We start from the raw sequence: 17,807 nt of genomic DNA, 5'->3' as shown, positions 1-17,807 counted from the left end.
TTCACAGCGTGAGCGACATCACCACCGAGACCGAAGAACTCGACACCGAGGTCCCCATCGACACCGAGGGCCCGGTTGCCTACACCTCCGAGACGAACCCGAGCCCGGAGCAGCGCGCCGAGTCCGGTCGCGTCGCGGTGATCAACCCGGCCGGTGCCACCGGCCGCCGTAAGGAAGCCGTTGCGCGCGTCCGGCTGATCCCGGGCACCGGCAACATCACCGTCAACGGCAAGCCGATCGACGTCTACTTCCCGAACAAGGTTCACCAGCAGCACGTGAACGAGCCGTTCGTGGTCGCCGGCCTCGAGGGCTCCTACGACGTCATCGCCCGGATCAACGGCGGCGGCATCACCGGCCAGGCCGGTGCCCTGCAGCTGGGCATCGCCCGGTGCCTGAACGCGGCCGACGAGGAGGCGAACCGTCCGGGTCTGAAGAAGGCCGGTCTGCTCTCCCGCGACGCGCGGATCAAGGAGCGCAAGAAGGCCGGTCTCAAGAAGGCCCGTAAGGCTCCGCAGTACAGCAAGCGCTGATCACCTGATGTCGCGTTTGTTCGGCACGGACGGAGTCCGTGGCCTGGCGAACGTGGATCTCACCGCGGAGCTGGCGCTCGACCTCTCGGTCGCGGCAGCTCACGTACTCGGCGAGGCCGGTGCCTTCGAAGGGCACCGGCCACGCGCCGTTGTGGGGCGGGATCCTCGGGCCAGTGGCGAGTTTCTGGAAGCAGCCGTGGTGGCCGGTCTGGCCTCCGCCGGCGTCGATGTCGTCCGGCTCGGCGTGCTGCCGACCCCGGCCGTCGCCTATCTGACCGGCTCGACCGGCTCCGACCTCGGGGTCATGCTGTCGGCCAGCCACAACCCGATGCCGGACAACGGCATCAAGTTCCTGGCCCGGGGCGGGATCAAACTCGACGACGTCATCGAGGACGCGATCGAGGTCCGTACCGGCGAGGAGTGGCAGCGCCCGACGGGTGCCGCCGTCGGCCGGGTGCTCGACGACGGGCAGGGCTTCGAGACGTATGTCTCGCACCTGGTCCGGTCGGCCCCGAACCGGTTCGACGGCGTCAAGGTGGTCATCGACTGCGCCAACGGCGCGGCCTCGCTGACCGCGCCCGAGGCATTGCGCCGGCTGGGCGCCGAGGTCATCACGTACGCCGCTGCGCCGGACGGTCTGAACATCAACCTCAACTGCGGTTCGACCCACATGGAGGGTCTGCGCCGCGAGGTGATCGGGCACGGCGCCGATCTCGGCATCGCGCTCGACGGTGACGCGGATCGCTGCCTGGCGGTGGATGCGGCCGGCGAGCTCGTCGACGGTGACCAGATCCTGGCCGTGCTCGCGTTGGCGATGCGCGACCTGGGCCGGCTGTCCAACGACACCGTGGTCGCGACCGTGATGAGCAACCTGGGCTTCGTCCAGGCGATGGTCCGGGAGCGGATCGCGGTCGAGCAGACCAAGGTCGGCGACCGGTACGTGCTGGAGGCAATGAAGGCCGGCGGACACAAGCTGGGTGGCGAACAGTCCGGCCACGTGATCCTGTCCGACCACGCGACCACCGGCGACGGCACCCTGACCGCGGTCATGCTGCTCGCCCGGATCGCCCAGACCGGCAAGTCACTGGCCGACCTGGCCGCCGTGATGACCCGCCTGCCGCAGGTCCTCGTCAACGTCCCCAACGTCGACAAGACCCGCGCCGGCACGGACGCCGAAGTACAAGCAGCCGTAGCAGCAGCCACCGCCCGCCTGGGCGACACCGGCCGCGTACTGCTCCGCCCCTCCGGCACAGAGCCCCTCGTCCGCGTCATGGTCGAGGCAGAGTCCTCCGCCACCGCCCACGAGGTAGCCCACGACCTGGCCGGCATCGTGGAGACCTCGCTCAAGCTCTGATCCGATGCAACTCCGCCTCCTCTGCCTGCCGTACTAAGGGAGACAGAGGAGAGTGGAGGGCCGATGCCTGATCAGGATCGGGACTACGTCGAGTTCGTCGTAGCGTCCAGTACGACGCTGCGCCGGACCGCCTACCTGGTCTGCGGTGATTGGCATCGTGCCGATGACGTGGTCCAGGACGCGTTGTACAAGCTGTACCTGTCCTGGTCGAAGGTGGATCGCGGCGGGAATCCTCTCGCCTACGCCCGCCGGATCGTCATCAACGCGGCCCTGGACATCGGTCGGCGCCCCTGGCGCCGGGAAGTGTCGACCGACAGTCCGCCCGAGTACGCCCGCAACGACGACACGGCCGATGTCTACGCCGAGCGCGACGAGGTCCTGTCGGCTCTGCTCCAGCTCGCGCCGCGTCAACGGGCCTGCATCGTCCTGCGGTACTACGAGGATCTCTCGATCGAGCAGACCGCCGAGATCCTCGACTGCACGCAGGGCACGGTCAAGAGCCAGGCCGCTCGCGGACTCGAAACTCTCCGTCAGACCATCAACCGGACCCGCTCGATCGGGCGGGTCTCGTGAAGGAGACGGACATGCAGGACGCCCCGGAGATCGGCGCCGAGCTTCACCGGCTGGCGAGCAGGGATCCACTGGCGCCGGTCGACGCGACCGGTCTGCTGGAACGCGGCCGCCGCGGCCGTCGCCGGCGCAGAGTCGCCGCCGTCAGTGGACTCACCGCGGCGGTGGTCGCGATCGGCGCCGGCCTGGCGTTGGTACCGGGCATTGGTTCTGCGCATCGGGAGTCAGAGGTCGCCGGCACGGCCGCTCCGCTGTTCACGCCGCTTCCTGGGGTGCCGCAGGGCGAGGCCGCGCTGGGGAAGATCACCCAGGCAGAGGCGGAGCGCCGCTGCACCGTCCGGTACGGCGTTCAGCCGCTGGAGAGGTTCCATCCCAGTGTCTACCGCGCCACGATGGGACTGATGAGCCCGCTGCCCGGGAAGAAGAACATGTTCGGGCCGGGGTGCATCGTCCCGGGTGACTCGAGGCCGACGGCCGCGGCGCTGGCGAAGGCGAAGGCGGATCCGATTCCGCAGACCGCCGACGGCCAGTTGCTCAACTGCTCGGTCCAGCTATGGCACGACCTGACGAAGTGGCGGGTCGTGGCGGCGGAGCCTGGCTATACGGGGATGAGCCAGGTGCTGAGGGTGCTGGCCGTATCGCCGACCGGCCACAGCGCCGCTACCTGCGACCTGGTCCCGTCAGGCAACGCAGCCCTCCAGGGGAAGTCGTCCAGGCCGAGCATTCTCACAGCGCAGGACGTGAGCCTGACCTCGCTGACTGGCGTTGCCGTGAACGAGGGCAGCGGCGAGGTCGGTTGCAAGGCGAAGTGCAGAGGCTGGACCTACATCGGCTATGGCCGGGTCGACCCGGCCATCACCCGCATCCACTTCAAGACAGTCAGCGGTGCCACCCACGACCTGACAGTCAGCAACGGTTGGTACGCCCTCTGGTGGTCCAACGGCGACCTCAAATCCCGCAGAGCGGCAACCGTCACCGCCTACAACGCCGCCGGCAAGCTGATCGAATCCGCTCATATCCCGGAGTTCAGCCTCAGGTGATCACTCACTGAACGGTGTGCCACCTCAGGCACACTGTTCAGTCGTCATCCGCCCCTGCCATTACCGCGCGCTACGGAGGTGGGGCGGTGGATTCGCCGAGGTGGAGTTTGGCGGGGATGAGGTGGGGTGGGGGGAGTGGGGTGGCACCCTCCAGTTGGCGGATCAGGGCTTCGGTGCCGAGTCGGCCGAGTTCGGGGCCAGGGGTTCGCATGATGGTCAGCTCGGGATTCGAGAGGGCTGCTGTGTCCGGGGCCATCAGCGAGAGCACCGAGATCTCGTCCGGGATGCGGCGGCCGAGGCGGTTCAGGCCGGACATCACGCCGAGTGCGGAGTACTCGTTCAGCACCAGGACGGCCGTCGTCTCCGGGTGATCTCGCAGCAACCTGGTCGCCGCCTCCCGGCCCGCGCGGGTCGAGTCCGAGCACTCCAGCACGATGGTCTCGATGCCGTACCCGGCCGCGACCCGGCGATAGGCGGCCTCGGATCGCACGTACGGTCCGTAGGTGTGGAATCTCGGGTCGGCCAGGTCGCCGGAGACCAGCACCAGCCGGCGGTGCCCGAGGCCGTGCAGATAGCCGACCGCGTCCTCGACCGTGGTGTCGAAGTCGATGTCGACGTGGGTCAGGCCTTCCAGGGCGGTGGTCCGGCCGATCAGCGCGAACGGTGTCCGGGTCCGCTGCAGCACCGCGATCCGTGGATCGTCGAGCTGGACCTCCATCAGGACGACCCCGTCGACCAGTGACTGCCCGACCAGTTCGGTCAGCTCGCCGCCGTCGTTCCCGACCGGCCAGAGCACCAGGTGGTAGTCCTGCTGGCGCGCCGCTTCGGCCGCACTGGTGAAGAACTCGGCTGCCGAGAATCCGAACCGGTGGTCCAGTGCCGGATAGGCCATCGCGATGATCCGGGTACGGCGGCTGGCCAGCGCGCGGGCGACCATGTTGCGGCGGAAGCCCAGCTCCGTCATCGCGAGCTCGATCCGCTCCCGGGTCGCCGGGGTCACCGGCTTGGTGTCGTTGAGCACGAAGGAGACGGTGGCGATGGACACGCCCGCCCGCTTCGCCACGTCCCGCATGGTCACCATCGGCCGTTGCCACCCCGCTCTCGTCTGCCGCCCAGCCTGTCACGAGGACCGCCCCAGGCCCTTGACAGTGGTGTGACGCAGGGCACATAGTCCCTGACTACGCGGCTAGTTAACCGCTTTGCCAGCCATCCCACAACTGAACGACGGCTTCCTTTCGTGATCGTGGTTAAGCGCTTGACCAGCGCCGGGACGGTGGCTGTCGCCGACTCACCAAGGAGTGCAATGTCATGATCACGCAGCGGATCGCCGCGGCCCTGGCGGGGACGACTGCTCTTTCGCTCGTCATCGCCGGCTGCGGTGACAGCGGGAACCAGTCACCGTCCTCGTCCGGCGGCAGCGTCAGCAGCCTCTCGGTCCTCGACTACTACAACAACGACCCGGACAAGGCGCTCGTGCAGAAGGGGCTCGACTCCTGCGCGGGCAAGCTCGGGATCACGCTGCAGCGCGAGACGGTGCCTGGTGACACCTTGATCGCGAAGGTGCTGCAGCAGGCCTCGTCGAAGACACTGCCCGACGTGCTGATGCTGGACAACCCCGACGTCCAGCAGATCGCCGCGACCGGCGCGCTCGCGCCCTTGAACGACCTGGGCCTGAGCGGGGACGGGGTCATCCAGGGCATGAACGACGCGACGTCGTACCAGGGCAAGCTCTACGGACTGGCGCCGGTGACGAACACGATCGCGTTGTTCTACAACACGCAGCTGCTGCAGGAGGCCGGCGTCCAGCCGCCGAAGACCTGGGACGAGCTGAAGGCCGCGGCCAAGAAGCTCACCAAGCCCGGCCGGTACGGCATCGCCTTCAACGCCAACGCGACCTACGAAGGCTCTTGGCAGTTCCTGCCGGCGATGTGGACCAATGGTGGCGACGAGACGGACCTGAAGAGTCCGCAGGTCGCGGAAGCGCTGCAGCTGTGGGTGGATCTGGTGCAGTCGGGCTCGGCGTCGAAGAGCGTGATCAACTGGACGCAGGGCGATGTGAAGGACCAGTTCGTCGCCGGCAAGGCCGCGATGATGGTGAACGGTCCGTGGCAGATCCCGGCGCTGGCGAAGACCCCGAACGTCAAATGGGACGTGGTCACGTTCCCGCTGAACAAGCCGGACCAGACGCCGGTCGCACCGCTGGGCGGCGAGGCCTGGACCGTCCCGCTCAACAAGGACCAGGCCAAGCAGCAGAAGGCCGCCGACTTCGTGAAGTGCCTCAACTCCGACGAGAACGAGATGGCCTGGGCCAAGGCCCGCTTCACCCTGCCGACCAAGATCGCGCTGCTCGACCAGTACGCCAAGGAAGTGCCCTCGATGAAGGCGTTCGCCGAGCAGGTCAAGACCGCCCGGGCCCGGACCGGCAAGCTCGGCGAGAAGTGGCCCGACGCCGCCAAGGTGATCTATCAGGCGATCGCGCTGGCGCTGACCGGCAAGGCCTCGGCGCAGGACGCTTTCAGCAAGGCCTCCGGCGGGTGAGCTCTCGGGGACGGCGCCGTCGCGGTGAGGACCTGACCAAGGTCCTCTTCGTGGCGCCTGCCGCGCTGGCGATGCTCGCGCTGTTCGGGTACCCGGTGCTGAAGAACCTGATGATGAGCCTGCAGGACTACACCCTGCGGACGTTCTTCACCGGGCAGGCGCCGTGGGTCGGACTGCGGAACTACACGACGGTGGTGACCGATCAGATCTTCTCGCAGGCGATGGTGAACACGGCGTTGTTCACCATCGGCTCGATCGCCTTCCAGTTCGCCGCCGGTCTGGCGCTGGCGTTGTTCTTCCGCCGCCGGTTCCCGCTCAGCGGACTGCTGCGGTCGCTGCTCCTGCTGCCGTGGCTGCTGCCGCTGATCGTCTCCAGCGCGACCTGGCGGTCGATCCTCGAACAGGACAGCGGCATCCTGAACCGCACGCTGACCGGGCTCGGCCTGATCCACGATCCGGTGCCGTGGCTGAACTCGCCGTCGGTGGCGCTGATCGCGGTGATCGGGGTGAACATCTGGATCGGCATCCCGTTCAACGTGACCCTGCTGTACTCCGGACTGGCAGAGATCCCGCACGAGTTGTACGAGGCCGGCCAGCTGGACGGCGCCACCGGCTGGCGTGCCTTCCGCTACATCACCTGGCCGAATCTGCGGGCGGTGGCCAGCGTGCTGCTGGTGCTCGGCGTCGTCTACACGATCAAGGTGCTGGACATCATCCTCGGCCTGACCGGCGGCGGCCCGGCCAACGCCACCCAGACGCTGGCGACCCAGTCGTACCAGCGCTCGTTCGTCGACTTCAAGTTCGGCGAGGGTGCGGCCCTGAGCAACATCCTGATCGCGATCTCGCTGCTGTTCGCGGTCGTCTACCTGCGCGGCACCCGCCGTGCCGTCGACGAATAGGAGGGGTACGACGATGTCCGACTCGGCTGTTCGTCGCGCGATCTACACCGCGATCGGCGTACTGATCCTGGGCATGATGCTGTTCCCGGTCTACTGGATGGTGAACGCCTCGCTGCAGCCGTCCGGCAACACCCTGACGGCCGGCTTCCTGCCGCTGGACCCGACGTTCGCGGGCTACCGGCGGGCGCTCAGCGAGCAAGGGCACAACCTGGTCACCAGCGTGCTCATCGCGGGTGGCACGGTGGTGCTCTGCCTGCTGATCTCCGCGCCCTGCGCGTACGCGTTGTCGCAGTTCCGGTCCCGCTGGGTGGGGATCGGGCTGCTGGCGATCCTGGTCTCGCAGATGATCCCGGGGATCGTGATCGCCAACGCGCTCTACACGGCCTACGAGCGGATCGGGCTGCTGAACTCGATCCCCGGCCTGATCGTGGCCAACTGCAGCAGCGGGATCCCGTTCGCGATCCTGATCCTGCGCTCGTTCATGCTCTCGCTGCCACCGTCGCTGGTGGAGGCGGCCCGGGTGGACGGCGCCGGCCTGTTCCGGGCGTTCGTCGCGATCGTGCTGCCGATCAGCAGGAACTCGCTCATCACCGCCGGGCTGTTCACCTTCCTCTTCTCCTGGAGTGACTTCCTCTTCGCCCTCACGCTGACCACCAAGGGTGGCGTGCGGCCGGTCACGCTCGGGATCTACCAGTACCTGGGTACGCAGGTACAGAACTGGAACGCGGTGATGGCGACCGCCGTACTGTCCGCGGTCCCGGCGATCGTGCTGCTGGTCGCCGCTCAGAAGTACATCGCCGCCGGCGCCATCGGTGGCGCCGTCAAATGACCCGACCCATCGATCAAGGACTACTGACATGACGCTTCGCGTACTCGTCTGGGGCGAGAATCGGCACGAGCAGGTCGAGCCGCACGTCGCCGAGATCTACCCCGACGGCATGCACACCACGATCGCGGAAGGCATCGCCGAGAATCTCGGTGACGCGGTCGAGGTCGCGACGACGACCCTCGACGAACCCGACCACGGGCTGACCGAGGAGGTGCTGGCGGGCACCGACGTACTGGTCTGGTGGGGTCACGCCGCGCACGGTGAGGTCGACGACAAGGTGGTCGACCGGGTGTACCAGCACGTCCTGTCGGGGATGGGCCTGCTCGTCCTGCACTCCGGCCACTGGTCGAAGATCTTCGGCAGGCTGATGGGCACCACCTGCACGCTGCGCTGGCGCAGCGAGCAGGATCGCGAACTGGTCTGGACGGTGAACCCGACGCACCCGATCGCGCGCGGCGTCCCCCATCCGATCGTGATCGAGCAGCAGGAGATGTACGGCGAGTTCTTCGACATCCCGGTGCCCGACGAGCTGGTCTTCGTCTCCACGTTCAGCGGCGGCGAGGTGTTCCGTTCCGGCTGCACCTTCCGCCGTGGCCACGGCAAGATCTTCTTCTTCTCGCCTGGCGATCAGGACTACCCGGTGTACCACCACAAGGATGTCCGCAAGGTGATCGCCAACGGGGTCGAGTGGGCCAGGACCGACCTGCCGGAGCGGGCGCTGCCGACGTTGCTGCGGTACGACACCGGTGACTTCTTCAACGGGCACGGGTACGCCGGGCCGATCGAGACCGAGTCCGATGAAGAGCGTGCCGATGCCTGAAACCCTCCGGCTCCTTCAGGCCGGCGCCGGTGGCATGGGCCGCGCCTGGCTGCGCAACATCAAGCAGAACCCGGACGTCGTCCTGGCCGGGCTGGTCGACCTCGACGTACCGCTGGCCCGGGCAGCGGCCGACGAGCACGGGTACGCCGAGGTCCCGGTGGCGGCATCGGTCGCCGAGCTGGCCGAGCGGACGGGCGCCGAGGCGGTGATCGATGTGACCGTCCCGGCGGCCCATCCGGCGGTCAGCGTGGATGCCTTGCTGCGCGGCCTGCCGGTGCTGTGCGAGAAGCCGCTGGCCGAGTCGGTCCGCGAATGCCTGACGATGGTCGCGGCCGCCGAGGCGAGTGGCAGGCTGCTGATGGTCTCGCAGTCCCGTCGGTACTTCCGGACCGGCGAGGCCTTCGGGGGGCAGCTGGCCGGGCTCGGCCCGATCGGGTCGTTGTCCTGCGAGTTCTCCAAGGCACCACGGTTCGGCGGCTTCCGGGAGCAGATGGCCGAGCCGCTGCTCGTCGACATGGCGATCCACCAGTTCGACCTGGCCCGCAAGCTGATCGGCTCCGAGCCGTTGTCGGTGTACTGCGAGTCGTACAACCCGGACTGGAGCTGGTTCGCCGGGAACGCGGCCGCGGACGCGGTCTTCAGGTTCGACGGGGGAGCCAGGTTCGTCTTCACCGGAAGTTGGTGCGCGCCGGGGCTGGAGACCTCGTGGAACGGCCGCTGGCGGGCGAGTTCCGCGGACGGCACGGCGATCTGGGACGGCGACTCCGCACCGGTGGTCGAGAACGCCTCAGGGCCTGCTGTGCCGGCCGAGATCGGCACCGGGCCCGAAGAGATCGCTGGGTCGCTGGCCGAGTTCGTCCAGGCGCTGCGTACCTCCAGCACGCCGCAGACGGAGGTGCACACCAATGTGGTCAGCGTGGCGATGGTCGAGGCGGCGGTCCGCTCGTCGGCGTCGGGCGTCCCGGTCCGGATCGCCGATGTCGTCTCGGCTGCCTACGCCGAGGCGATCGAGACCACGCCGGCCGGGGTGCTGCTCGAGGTGCTGCGCTCCTGGTCGTCGGTCCAGCAGGTGGTCGGGCTGCCGGAGAAGTACTGAAACGATGTTCGATCGACAAGAACGTCGTTTCAGTGATGGGCCAAACGCTTGAACGGTGCGGTTCGTTGTCGGGTGGGTGCGGGGAGTGTTGGATAGACGCGCGGTTCCCCTTGACCCGGGCGAGGCCTGTGGGTAACTTTCGCGTGCGGGGGCACGGTTGTAATTCAATTACCTGAGGGGTCGGTCATGTCCGCCTTGCGCCGTTTCGCCGTTGGCAGTCTTGGTCTTGCGATCATCGGGGCTCTGGTCCCGGGGAGTGCGGTGAGTGCTCCGCCGCCTGAGCCGGTCACGAATCTGCAGTTGGCCACCAAGGCGCTGCAGGGGATGACGCTCGAGGACAAGATCGGGCAGATGTTCGTCTTGTTCGCCTACGGGCCGGACGCGAGCAAGCCAGACGCCCGCAACACCGCCCTGTACGGCGTGGCGACGCCCGCCGAGGTGGTGGCGAAGTACAAGCCGGGCGGGTGGATCTACTTCAACGCCCGGGACAACGTGACCAGCCCGACCCAGCTGGCGACGTACTCCAACCAGCTGCAAGCGGCTGCCCTCAAGACCGGCCTGCATCTTCCGCTGACGATCGCGACCGACCAGGAGCAGGGCGTCGTGGTCCGCATCGGTCCGCCGGCCACGCAGTTCGGCGGCAACATGGCGCACGGGGCGACCCGCGACACCAAGGACGCCAGGACGGCCGCCGGTATCACCGGCCGCGAGCTCAAGGCGATGGGAATCCGGCAGGACTACGCCCCGGTCGCCGACGTCAACGTCAACGCGCTCAACCCGGTGATCGGCGTCCGCTCGTTCTCCAGCGACCCGAAGCTCGTCTCGGACATGACGGTGGCGCAGGTCAGGGGTTACCAAGAAGACGCCGGCATCATGGCGACCGCCAAGCACTTCCCCGGCCACGGTGACACCGTCGACGACAGCCACAACGCGCTGCCGACGATCAACCACACCCGCGCGCAGTGGGACGCGATCGACGCACCGAGCTTCAAGGCCGCGATCAAGGCCGGGATCGACTCGATCATGACCGCGCACATCGTCGTACCGTCCCTGGACCCCTCCGGTGACCCCGCGACGCTGAGCAAGCCGATCCTCACCGGCGTACTGCGCGGCGAGCTGGGCTTCAAGGGGCTCGTCATCACCGACGCGCTCGAGATGGCCGCCGTCCGGGCCAAGTACGGCGATGCCGAGGTGGCCGTCCGGGCGATCGAGGCCGGCGCCGACCAGCTGCTGCTGCCGCCGGCCCCCGACGTCCAGTTCAAGGCCGTCGTCGATGCCGTGAAGTCGGGCCGGATCAGCGAGCGCCAGGTCAACGAGAGCGTGCTGCGCGTGCTGCTGATGAAGCTCAAGAACGGTGTCCTCTTCCAGCCGTACGTCGACCCCGCGAAGATCGCGACCAAGGTCGGTACGCCGGCCAGCCTCGCCACCGCCCAGAAGATCGTCGACAAGTCCGTCACGCTGGTGAAGAACGACGCCAAGGCCCTCCCGCTGACCAAGGACCCGCGCAAGATCCTCGTCACCGGCTGGGGCGTCACCACCACCCAGTCGCTGGCCAACAGCCTCACCAAGCGAGGCGCGACCACCACCGTCGCCCAGACCGGCGCGGCCCCCACCGACGCCGCCATCGCCGACGCGGTCAGCAAGGCGCAGGCCAACGACGTCACCGTGGTCCTCACCCAGAAGGCGTGGGACACCAAGGTGGTCGACCCGGGCGCCAAGCAGCAGAAGCTCGTCAAGGACCTGCTGGCCACCGGCAAGACCGTGATCGTCGTGGCTGTCCGCGACCCGTACGACATCGCGTACTTCACCGCGGCGCCGACGTACCTGGCCACCTACGGCTACGCGGCCGTCTCGATGGAGTCGCTGGCCAAGGTCCTGTACGGCGAGATCGCACCGACCGGCAAGCTCCCGGTCGACATCCCGGTCGCCGGCGATCCCGCCACCCCGCTCTACAAGTTCGGCCACGGACTGTCCTGGTGACCCGTACTTCCAAAGGAGAACCGATGAAGCGCCGCAGCCTGCTCGCCGGTGCGGGAGCACTCGCCGCAGCCCCGCTGATCGACATCCAAGGAGCCGCCGCCGCGGAGCCTGCCAAGAAGAAGGGTGTGACGACCGGCGCGCAAGCGCTCGCGAAGGACAACTGGAAGGCGCTGGCCGGCCAGAAGGTCGGCGTGATCAGCAACCCGACCGGCATCCTCGACGACCTCAACCACATCGTCGACACCATGCACGCGTCCGGCAAGGTCAATGTGGTCGCCGTCTTCGGCCCCGAGCACGGCTTCCGCGGCAGCGCGCAGGCCGGCGGTTCCGAGGGCGACCACGTCGATCCGCGGACCGGGATCATGGTCTACGACGCGTACGGCGCGGCCGCGGCCAAGCTCGCCACGCTCTACACCAAGGCCGGCGTCGAGACCGTCGTCTTCGACATCCAGGACGTCGGCGCGCGGTTCTACACCTACATCTGGACGATGTACGAGGCGATGCTCGCGGCCGTCCAGACCGGCGCGAAGTTCGTCGTACTGGACCGGCCGAACCCCACTGGCGGCTCGGCGCGCGGCCCGATGCTGAAGCCCGGGTTCACCTCGGGCGTCGGCAAGCGGGAGATCATCCAGCAGCACGGGATGACCGTCGGCGAGCTGGCCCGGCTGTTCAACGCGGAGTACCTGCCGCTCGACACGAACGGTGCGCGGCTCAAGGAGCTGCAGGTGATCGAGGTGAAGGGCTGGAAGCGCGACCAGCTGTACGCCGACACCGGCCTGACCTGGGTGATGCCGAGCCCGAACATGCCGACCCCCGACACCGCGTTGCTCTACCCGGGCGCGTGTCTGTTCGAGGCGACCAACATGTCCGAGGGCCGCGGTACGACCCGGCCGTTCGAGCTGATCGGCGCGCCGTACGTCGACTACAAGTGGGCGCAGGCGCTGCAGGCCAAGAACATCCCGGGCATCGAGTTCCGCGAGGCCTACTTCACGCCGTTCATCTCCAAGAACGCCAACGTGCTCTGCGGCGGTGTGCAGATCCAGATCACCGATCCGGACCGCGCCGAGGCGATCGTGGCGGCGACGCACATGATCGTGGAGGCCAAGAAGCTGTACCCGGGGTTCGCCTGGCGTACCGGTGACAACCCGCCCGGCCGCTGGATCGACCTGCTCACCGGCTCGGACCGGTACCGCACGATGGTCGACGGCGGCGCCACCGCCGAGGCGGTCGTCGCCGCCTGGCAGAGCGAGACCGACGCCTGGACCGCCCGCCGCGCGAAGTACCTGCTCTACAAGGGAGATCACCGGTGAAGAGAGCCTTCGTGTTCACGGTAGCCTCTACCCTCATGCTGACCATGGCCGGCCCCGCGGTTGCCTCAGGCAACAAGTCCGGACGTTTCGACCACCCGTACGACGGCTACGCGCCGAAGTCGACGCTGCTGCGCGACTCGACTCCGGCCAAGGCCGGTCTCGACCCCGCGCCGATCGACGCCGCGCTCGCCCAGGTGGCCGGCTGGACCCAGCCGTCCGGCACCACCAAGCCCCTGTACGCCGGCGCCGTCACCCTGCTCGGCCACGACGGCAAGATCGTCACCAAGACGGCGACCGGGCTGGCCCTCAAGTACTCCGACGGCAGCGGCACCGAACTGCCCGCCGACCAGCAGATCCCGATGCGCACCGACACCATCTTCGACATGGCGTCGGTCTCCAAGCTGTTCACCTCGATCGTCGTGATGCAGCTGGTCGAGAAGGGCAAGGTCGGCCTGGACACCCCGATCGCGACGTACGTGCCGGAGTTCGCCGAGAACGGCAAGGCCGCGATCACGGTCCGGCAGGCGCTCACCCACACGACCGGGCTGCCCGCGTTCCTGCCGCTGTGGAGTGACCAGCCGACGCCGGAGCTGCGCCTGCACGAGGCACTCACGGCCAAGCTGAAGAACCCCGTCGGCACCACCTATCTCTACAGCGACCTCAACCTGATCTCGCTGGGTGAGGTCGCGCACCGGGTGACCGGCAAGACGCTCGACAAGCTGGTCGCGGACGGCATCACCAAGCCGCTGCAGATGCGCGACACCGGCTACAACCCGGACGAGAAGAAGAAGCCACGGATCGCCGCGACGGAGTACCAGACGGCCCCGCCGCGCGGGATGGTCTGGGGCTCGGTGCACGACGAGAACGCCTGGTCGCTCAACGGCGTCGCCGGGCACGCCGGGGTCTTCTCGACCGCGGACGACCTCGCGGTGCTGGCGCAGACGTTCCTCAACGGCGGTAGCTATCGCGGTGCGCGGATCCTGAAGACGGATTCGGTCACCGCGATGATCACCAACTTCAACCAGGGCTTCCCGGGCAACGACCACGGGCTGGGCTTCGAGCTGAACCAGCGCTGGTACATGGGTGGGTTGTCGGGTCCGCGGACGGCGGGGCACACCGGCTACACGGGGACGTCGATCGTGATCGACTTCGATTCGCGGTCGTTCGCGATTCTCTTGACCAACCGGGTGCATCCGAGCCGGAACTGGGGGAGTAACAATCCTGCCCGCAGGGCCGTAGTACAGGGCCTGGCGTTGTCGCTCGGGGTCGGGCCGCAGCATGGCAAGGATGCCTGGTTCTCGGGGACGACGGACGCCAGTACGACGACGCTCGCGGCCAAGGTCGCCGTACCGGCCGCCGGTGCGAAGGTGTCCTTCGACCTGTTCGTGGACACCGAGGACTCCGATCTGCTGTACCTGGAGAGCTCCGCCGACGGCACGACCTGGACGAAGGTGCCCTTCACGGTGCGCGATCGGGGGACCGTCATCGACACCGACGGCTCGATCAGCGGCTCGGGCGACCGGCACTGGCACCAGGTGACCGCGGATCTCGGGGCGGGTGATCAGACCTTGCGTTGGCGCTACACCTCCGATCCGCTCTACCAAGGCCGGGGCGTCTACGTGGACGGCGTGAAGATCACCTCGGGCCACGAGGTTCTTTTCGACGGTGAACGAACGCCTGAATCATTTGTCGCAACTGGTTGGAGACTTTCGCGTCGGTGACCCCGCTCGGTGCTTAATCGCCGTACGGTGGCGTCATGACTTCAGTTACCTCTCCAGAACCCACGGGGCCGCTGCTGGTCCGGGTCCGCGCGGTGATGCCCGCGCTGGCGCCGGCCGAGCAGCGGGTGGCGAACGCGGTCCTCGCGGACCCGGGCGGAGTGGCGGCGATGACGATCTCCGAACTGGCCGAGGTGGCGTCCACCTCGGAGACCACGGTCATCCGGTTCTGCAAGCAGATCGGCGTCCCCGGTTATCCGCAGCTCCGCCTGCAGTTGGCGGCTCAGTCGGCCACGGAGAACATCCGGCCCGAGGTCGGCGGCGACATCGAGCCGGGTGACTCGCTCGCCGACGTGGTCGGCAAGGTCGCGTTCGCCGACGAGAAGGCCGTCCGGGAGACCGCGCAGCAGCTCGACATCGAGTCCCTGAGCATGGTCGTCGCCGCGGTCGCCAAGGCGCCGCGGGTCGACCTGTACGGGACCGGCGCCTCAGCGTTCGTGGCGCTCGATCTGCAGCAGAAGCTGCACCGGATCCGCCGCGTGGCCTTCGCCTGGTCGGACGTGCACGTCGCGCTGACCAGTGCCGCACTGCTCGGTGAAGGCGATGTCGCGATCGGCATTTCCCACACCGGTACGACGGCCGAGGTGGTCGAAGCGCTCGAGGAGGCCGCCAAGCACGGCGCCACCACGGTCGCGGTGACCAACTTTCCGCGGTCCCCGCTGGCCCGGACCGCCGATCTTGTGCTCACCACGGCCGCGCGCGAGACGACTTACCGTTCGGGCGCGATGTCCAGCCGGATCGTGCAGCTGATGGTGATCGACTGCCTGTTCATCGGCGTGGCCCAGTCGGTGCTGCCGGACGCCCGCAAGGCGCTCGAGGAGACGGCCACCGCGGTCCGGAGTCACCGGCTGAAGACGTCTGTCAATGATCAACAGAATTGAAAATCCTTCAGTAGAAAACTAACATCGTATCTGTGATCACACCCACGGAGCAGCGCAACCCCAGGACGCTCGCGATCGATGCGGTGGGCACCACCGAGATACTCCGGCTGGTCAACGCGGAGGATGCCAAGGTGGCCGGCGCGGTCGCCGCGGTGATCCCCGAGCTGGCGCGGGCAGTGGACGCCGCCGTCGAGGCCGTGCGCAACGGCGGCCGCGTGCACTACTTCGGCGCCGGTACGTCAGGCCGGCTCGCGGTGCTCGACGCTGCTGAGCTGCTGCCGACCTTCCACACCCCCGACGACCTGGTGGTCGCTCACCACGCGGGCGGCATGGAAGCGCTGCTGCGCGCGGTCGAGAACGTCGAGGACTCCGAGGAGGGCGGTGCGGCCGACGCCGCCTCCGTCACCAGCCGGGACATCGTCATCGGACTCGCGGCATCCGGCAGTACGCCGTACGTCGCCGGCGCTCTGAAAGCCGCCCGGGCGGTCGGCGCCACAACGGCCCTGGTGACCTCCAACCCAGCGGCCCCGCTGGCCCCGCTGGCCGACATCGTGATCGCCGCCGACACCGGCCCCGAGGCGATCGCCGGCTCCACTCGCCTGAAGGCCGGCACCGCCCAGAAGCTCATCCTGAACAGCTTCTCGACCACCCTGATGATCAAACTCGGCCGCACCTGGTCGAACCTGATGGTCGACATGGTCGCCACGAACCAGAAACTCCGCGGCCGCATGCTCCGCATCCTCGGCGAGGCCACCGGCGCCGACCCCGAAGCCTGCGCCGCCGCCCTCGCCGAAGCCGACGGCGAACTCAAACCGGCCCTGGTGCACCTCCTGACCGGCTCTCCCATCGCTGACGCCCGCCGAGCCCTCTCCCAGGCCGGCGGCCGGGTAGCCGTCGCTCTGGGCCTGCTGAGCGCCTCCGCGTAAAACCGTTCGCCGGGTGGTCGCTGTCTCCCTAGAGTCGGGAGGGTGATCACTGAGCGCATCGACCCTACGGATTCGGCTGCTTTCGACGAGTGGCATGGCGCCCTGGTGGAGGCCTCGGCGGCGGGCCGGGAGTTCGCCATCTGGTGGCCGCTGGAGGAGATGCGGGTCGCGCTGACCCGCCGTACGCCGTACTTCGAGCGGGAGCTGTGGGCCGTGCGGGACGAGGCGGGGGCGATCGCGGGGGTGCTTTATCTGGATCTGCCGCAGAAGGACAACACGTCGCTGGTGTCGGTGGAGCTGGCGGTTGTGCCGGGGCGGCGGAGGCAGGGGTACGGGACGGCGCTCGCCGAGTTGCTCGATGAGCGGGCCGCGGTGCGTGGGCGGACGATCGTGCACACGATGGTGCATTGTCCGCTCGGTGGGGAGGCGCCGGGGCAGGCGTTCGCGCGGGCGCGGGGGATGACGATGGGGATCTCCGACATGCATCGGGTTCTTCAGTTGCCGCTCGATCAGGGATTCCTGGAGGAGCTGGCGGCTGAGGTCGCCGGGCATCATCGTGACTACCGGCTCGTGAGTTGGCGGGATCGTTGCCCCGACGACCTGGTGGACGCGTACGCGGCGCTCGAGGGCACGTTCAACGACGAGGCGCCGATGGGGGAGCTCGAGATGGAGGCCGAGGTGTACGACGCGGCCCGGATCCGGTCCCGGGAGGACCAGGCCCGGGCACAGGGCCGTCGGTCCTGGGTCACGGTGGCGATCGCGCCGGACGGAACGCTGGCCGGGCAGACCGAGCTGCATGTCTCCGGCAACGAGAAGGTCAACGCCTTCCAGTCGGGCACGTTGGTGGCGCGGGCGCATCGCGGCCACCGGCTCGGGCTGGCGCTGAAGGTCCGCAACCACCTCGAGCTGCAGCGCACCAACACCGAGCAGCTGGTGATGCACACCTGGAACGCCGAGGAGAACACCGCGATGAACGCGGTCAACGCCGCGCTCGGGTACCGGGCGGTCGAGCGGACCGAGGAGTGGCAGCGGAAAATCTGAAAAATTTCTGCCGCCGAAGTTGTGGATCAGTGCGGAATTCAAAGGATTGAATTCCGCGGGGGGAACCCTTCGCGGTCCGGATGTTGATCGTAAAAGCTAACCGGTCGGAGTCTTGATACCGGTTTTTGAGTTAGTCGGCTGTTTGACTTTTGCGGCGCGCAAAACGGAGCAGCATGGCTGATCGGGGACCGAAAGAAAAGCGATCTCGGCCACAT

Annotated in this window: 16 protein-coding genes; 15 read left to right on the top strand and 1 reads right to left on the bottom strand. The window is 68.1% G+C overall.

The genetic code is table 11. The features are described from left to right. The first annotated feature begins 8 nt into the window (after positions 1-8). The 4 genes from rpsI to ABD768_RS11105 all read left to right on the top strand — a co-directional run bounded on the left by rpsI (position 9) and on the right by ABD768_RS11105 (position 3,494). Entirely contained in the window at positions 9-530 is a 522-nt protein-coding gene (rpsI, locus tag ABD768_RS11120) for a 30S ribosomal protein S9 (protein WP_343976513.1), read from the top strand. Positions 531-537: 7 nt separating this feature from the next. After that, positions 538-1,884, top strand: a complete 1,347-nt coding sequence (glmM, locus tag ABD768_RS11115) for a phosphoglucosamine mutase (protein ID WP_343976517.1) — start codon at positions 538-540, stop codon at positions 1,882-1,884. A gap of 63 nt (positions 1,885-1,947) precedes the next feature. Further along, a complete protein-coding gene (locus ABD768_RS11110; protein WP_343976519.1) occupies positions 1,948-2,457 on the top strand; it encodes a SigE family RNA polymerase sigma factor in 510 nt (169 codons plus the stop codon). 11 nt (positions 2,458-2,468) lie between these two features. Next, complete coding sequence (locus ABD768_RS11105; RefSeq protein WP_344840045.1) at positions 2,469-3,494, top strand: hypothetical protein; 1,026 nt, start codon at positions 2,469-2,471, stop codon at positions 3,492-3,494. A 70-nt stretch (positions 3,495-3,564) separates the two neighbouring features. On the opposite strand, the gene ABD768_RS11100 is transcribed toward ABD768_RS11105, so the two are convergent. Continuing rightward, positions 3,565-4,566, bottom strand: coding sequence for a LacI family DNA-binding transcriptional regulator (locus ABD768_RS11100; RefSeq protein WP_344840720.1), 1,002 nt, complete (start codon positions 4,564-4,566; stop codon positions 3,565-3,567). Positions 4,567-4,802: 236 nt separating this feature from the next. On the opposite strand from ABD768_RS11100, the gene ABD768_RS11095 reads away from it, so the two are divergent. From ABD768_RS11095 to ABD768_RS11045, 11 genes are all read left to right on the top strand, one after another. Further along, a complete protein-coding gene (locus ABD768_RS11095; protein ID WP_344840042.1) occupies positions 4,803-6,032 on the top strand; it encodes a sugar ABC transporter substrate-binding protein in 1,230 nt (409 codons plus the stop codon). Continuing rightward, positions 6,029-6,931 carry a carbohydrate ABC transporter permease gene (locus ABD768_RS11090; protein ID WP_344840039.1) on the top strand — a complete coding sequence of 301 codons (903 nt, stop codon included), beginning with the start codon at positions 6,029-6,031 and terminating at the stop codon, positions 6,929-6,931. Before ABD768_RS11095 ends, ABD768_RS11090 begins: the two co-directional genes overlap by 4 nt. A 13-nt stretch (positions 6,932-6,944) precedes the next feature. Beyond that, positions 6,945-7,760, top strand: a complete 816-nt coding sequence (locus ABD768_RS11085) for a carbohydrate ABC transporter permease (protein WP_344840036.1) — start codon at positions 6,945-6,947, stop codon at positions 7,758-7,760. Positions 7,761-7,788: 28 nt separating this feature from the next. Further along, entirely contained in the window at positions 7,789-8,580 is a 792-nt protein-coding gene (locus ABD768_RS11080) for a ThuA domain-containing protein (RefSeq protein WP_343976536.1), read from the top strand. After that, positions 8,573-9,676 carry a Gfo/Idh/MocA family protein gene (locus ABD768_RS11075; RefSeq protein ID WP_344840034.1) on the top strand — a complete coding sequence of 368 codons (1,104 nt, stop codon included), beginning with the start codon at positions 8,573-8,575 and terminating at the stop codon, positions 9,674-9,676. The genes ABD768_RS11080 and ABD768_RS11075 overlap by 8 nt, the downstream gene beginning before the upstream one ends. Positions 9,677-9,937: 261 nt before the next feature. Continuing rightward, positions 9,938-11,656: a glycoside hydrolase family 3 protein gene (locus tag ABD768_RS11070; protein ID WP_344840031.1), complete on the top strand. Its 1,719-nt coding sequence runs from the start codon at positions 9,938-9,940 to the stop codon at positions 11,654-11,656. A 23-nt stretch (positions 11,657-11,679) separates the two neighbouring features. Next, positions 11,680-12,966, top strand: a complete 1,287-nt coding sequence (locus ABD768_RS11065; protein WP_343976545.1) for an exo-beta-N-acetylmuramidase NamZ family protein — start codon at positions 11,680-11,682, stop codon at positions 12,964-12,966. 35 nt (positions 12,967-13,001) lie between these two features. Beyond that, entirely contained in the window at positions 13,002-14,687 is a 1,686-nt protein-coding gene (locus ABD768_RS11060) for a serine hydrolase domain-containing protein (RefSeq protein ID WP_344840028.1), read from the top strand. Positions 14,688-14,722: 35 nt separating this feature from the next. Continuing rightward, positions 14,723-15,625 (top strand): MurR/RpiR family transcriptional regulator, encoded by a 903-nt coding sequence (locus tag ABD768_RS11055; protein ID WP_344840025.1) that lies wholly within the window; start codon positions 14,723-14,725, stop codon positions 15,623-15,625. Between the two features lie 32 nt (positions 15,626-15,657). Beyond that, complete coding sequence (murQ, locus tag ABD768_RS11050; RefSeq protein WP_343976553.1) at positions 15,658-16,551, top strand: N-acetylmuramic acid 6-phosphate etherase; 894 nt, start codon at positions 15,658-15,660, stop codon at positions 16,549-16,551. Positions 16,552-16,593: 42 nt separating this feature from the next. Beyond that, on the top strand, positions 16,594-17,592 hold the full coding sequence (locus ABD768_RS11045; protein ID WP_343976556.1) for a GNAT family N-acetyltransferase: 999 nt from the start codon (positions 16,594-16,596) through the stop codon (positions 17,590-17,592). The last annotated feature ends 215 nt before the right edge of the window (positions 17,593-17,807 follow it).

This window comes from Kribbella ginsengisoli (assembly GCF_039537185.1).
GTDB lineage: Bacteria > Actinomycetota > Actinomycetes > Propionibacteriales > Kribbellaceae > Kribbella > Kribbella koreensis.
This window is presented reverse-complemented; position numbering and strand designations above follow the sequence as displayed.

Excerpts from the sequence above, each read along its gene's own strand:
- glmM (WP_343976517.1), top strand. The coding sequence starts at position 538 with ATGTCGCGTTTGTTCGGCACGGACGGAGTCCGTGGCCTGGCGAACGTG.
- ABD768_RS11110 (WP_343976519.1), top strand. The coding sequence starts at position 1,948 with ATGCCTGATCAGGATCGGGACTACGTCGAGTTCGTCGTAGCGTCCAGT.
- ABD768_RS11105 (WP_344840045.1), top strand. The coding sequence starts at position 2,469 with ATGCAGGACGCCCCGGAGATCGGCGCCGAGCTTCACCGGCTGGCGAGC.
- ABD768_RS11100 (WP_344840720.1), bottom strand. The coding sequence starts at position 4,566 with ATGCGGGACGTGGCGAAGCGGGCGGGCGTGTCCATCGCCACCGTCTCC.
- ABD768_RS11095 (WP_344840042.1), top strand. The coding sequence starts at position 4,803 with ATGATCACGCAGCGGATCGCCGCGGCCCTGGCGGGGACGACTGCTCTT.
- ABD768_RS11085 (WP_344840036.1), top strand. The coding sequence starts at position 6,945 with ATGTCCGACTCGGCTGTTCGTCGCGCGATCTACACCGCGATCGGCGTA.
- ABD768_RS11080 (WP_343976536.1), top strand. The coding sequence starts at position 7,789 with ATGACGCTTCGCGTACTCGTCTGGGGCGAGAATCGGCACGAGCAGGTC.
- ABD768_RS11075 (WP_344840034.1), top strand. The coding sequence starts at position 8,573 with ATGCCTGAAACCCTCCGGCTCCTTCAGGCCGGCGCCGGTGGCATGGGC.
- ABD768_RS11065 (WP_343976545.1), top strand. The coding sequence starts at position 11,680 with ATGAAGCGCCGCAGCCTGCTCGCCGGTGCGGGAGCACTCGCCGCAGCC.
- ABD768_RS11060 (WP_344840028.1), top strand. The coding sequence starts at position 13,002 with ATGCTGACCATGGCCGGCCCCGCGGTTGCCTCAGGCAACAAGTCCGGA.
- ABD768_RS11055 (WP_344840025.1), top strand. The coding sequence starts at position 14,723 with ATGACTTCAGTTACCTCTCCAGAACCCACGGGGCCGCTGCTGGTCCGG.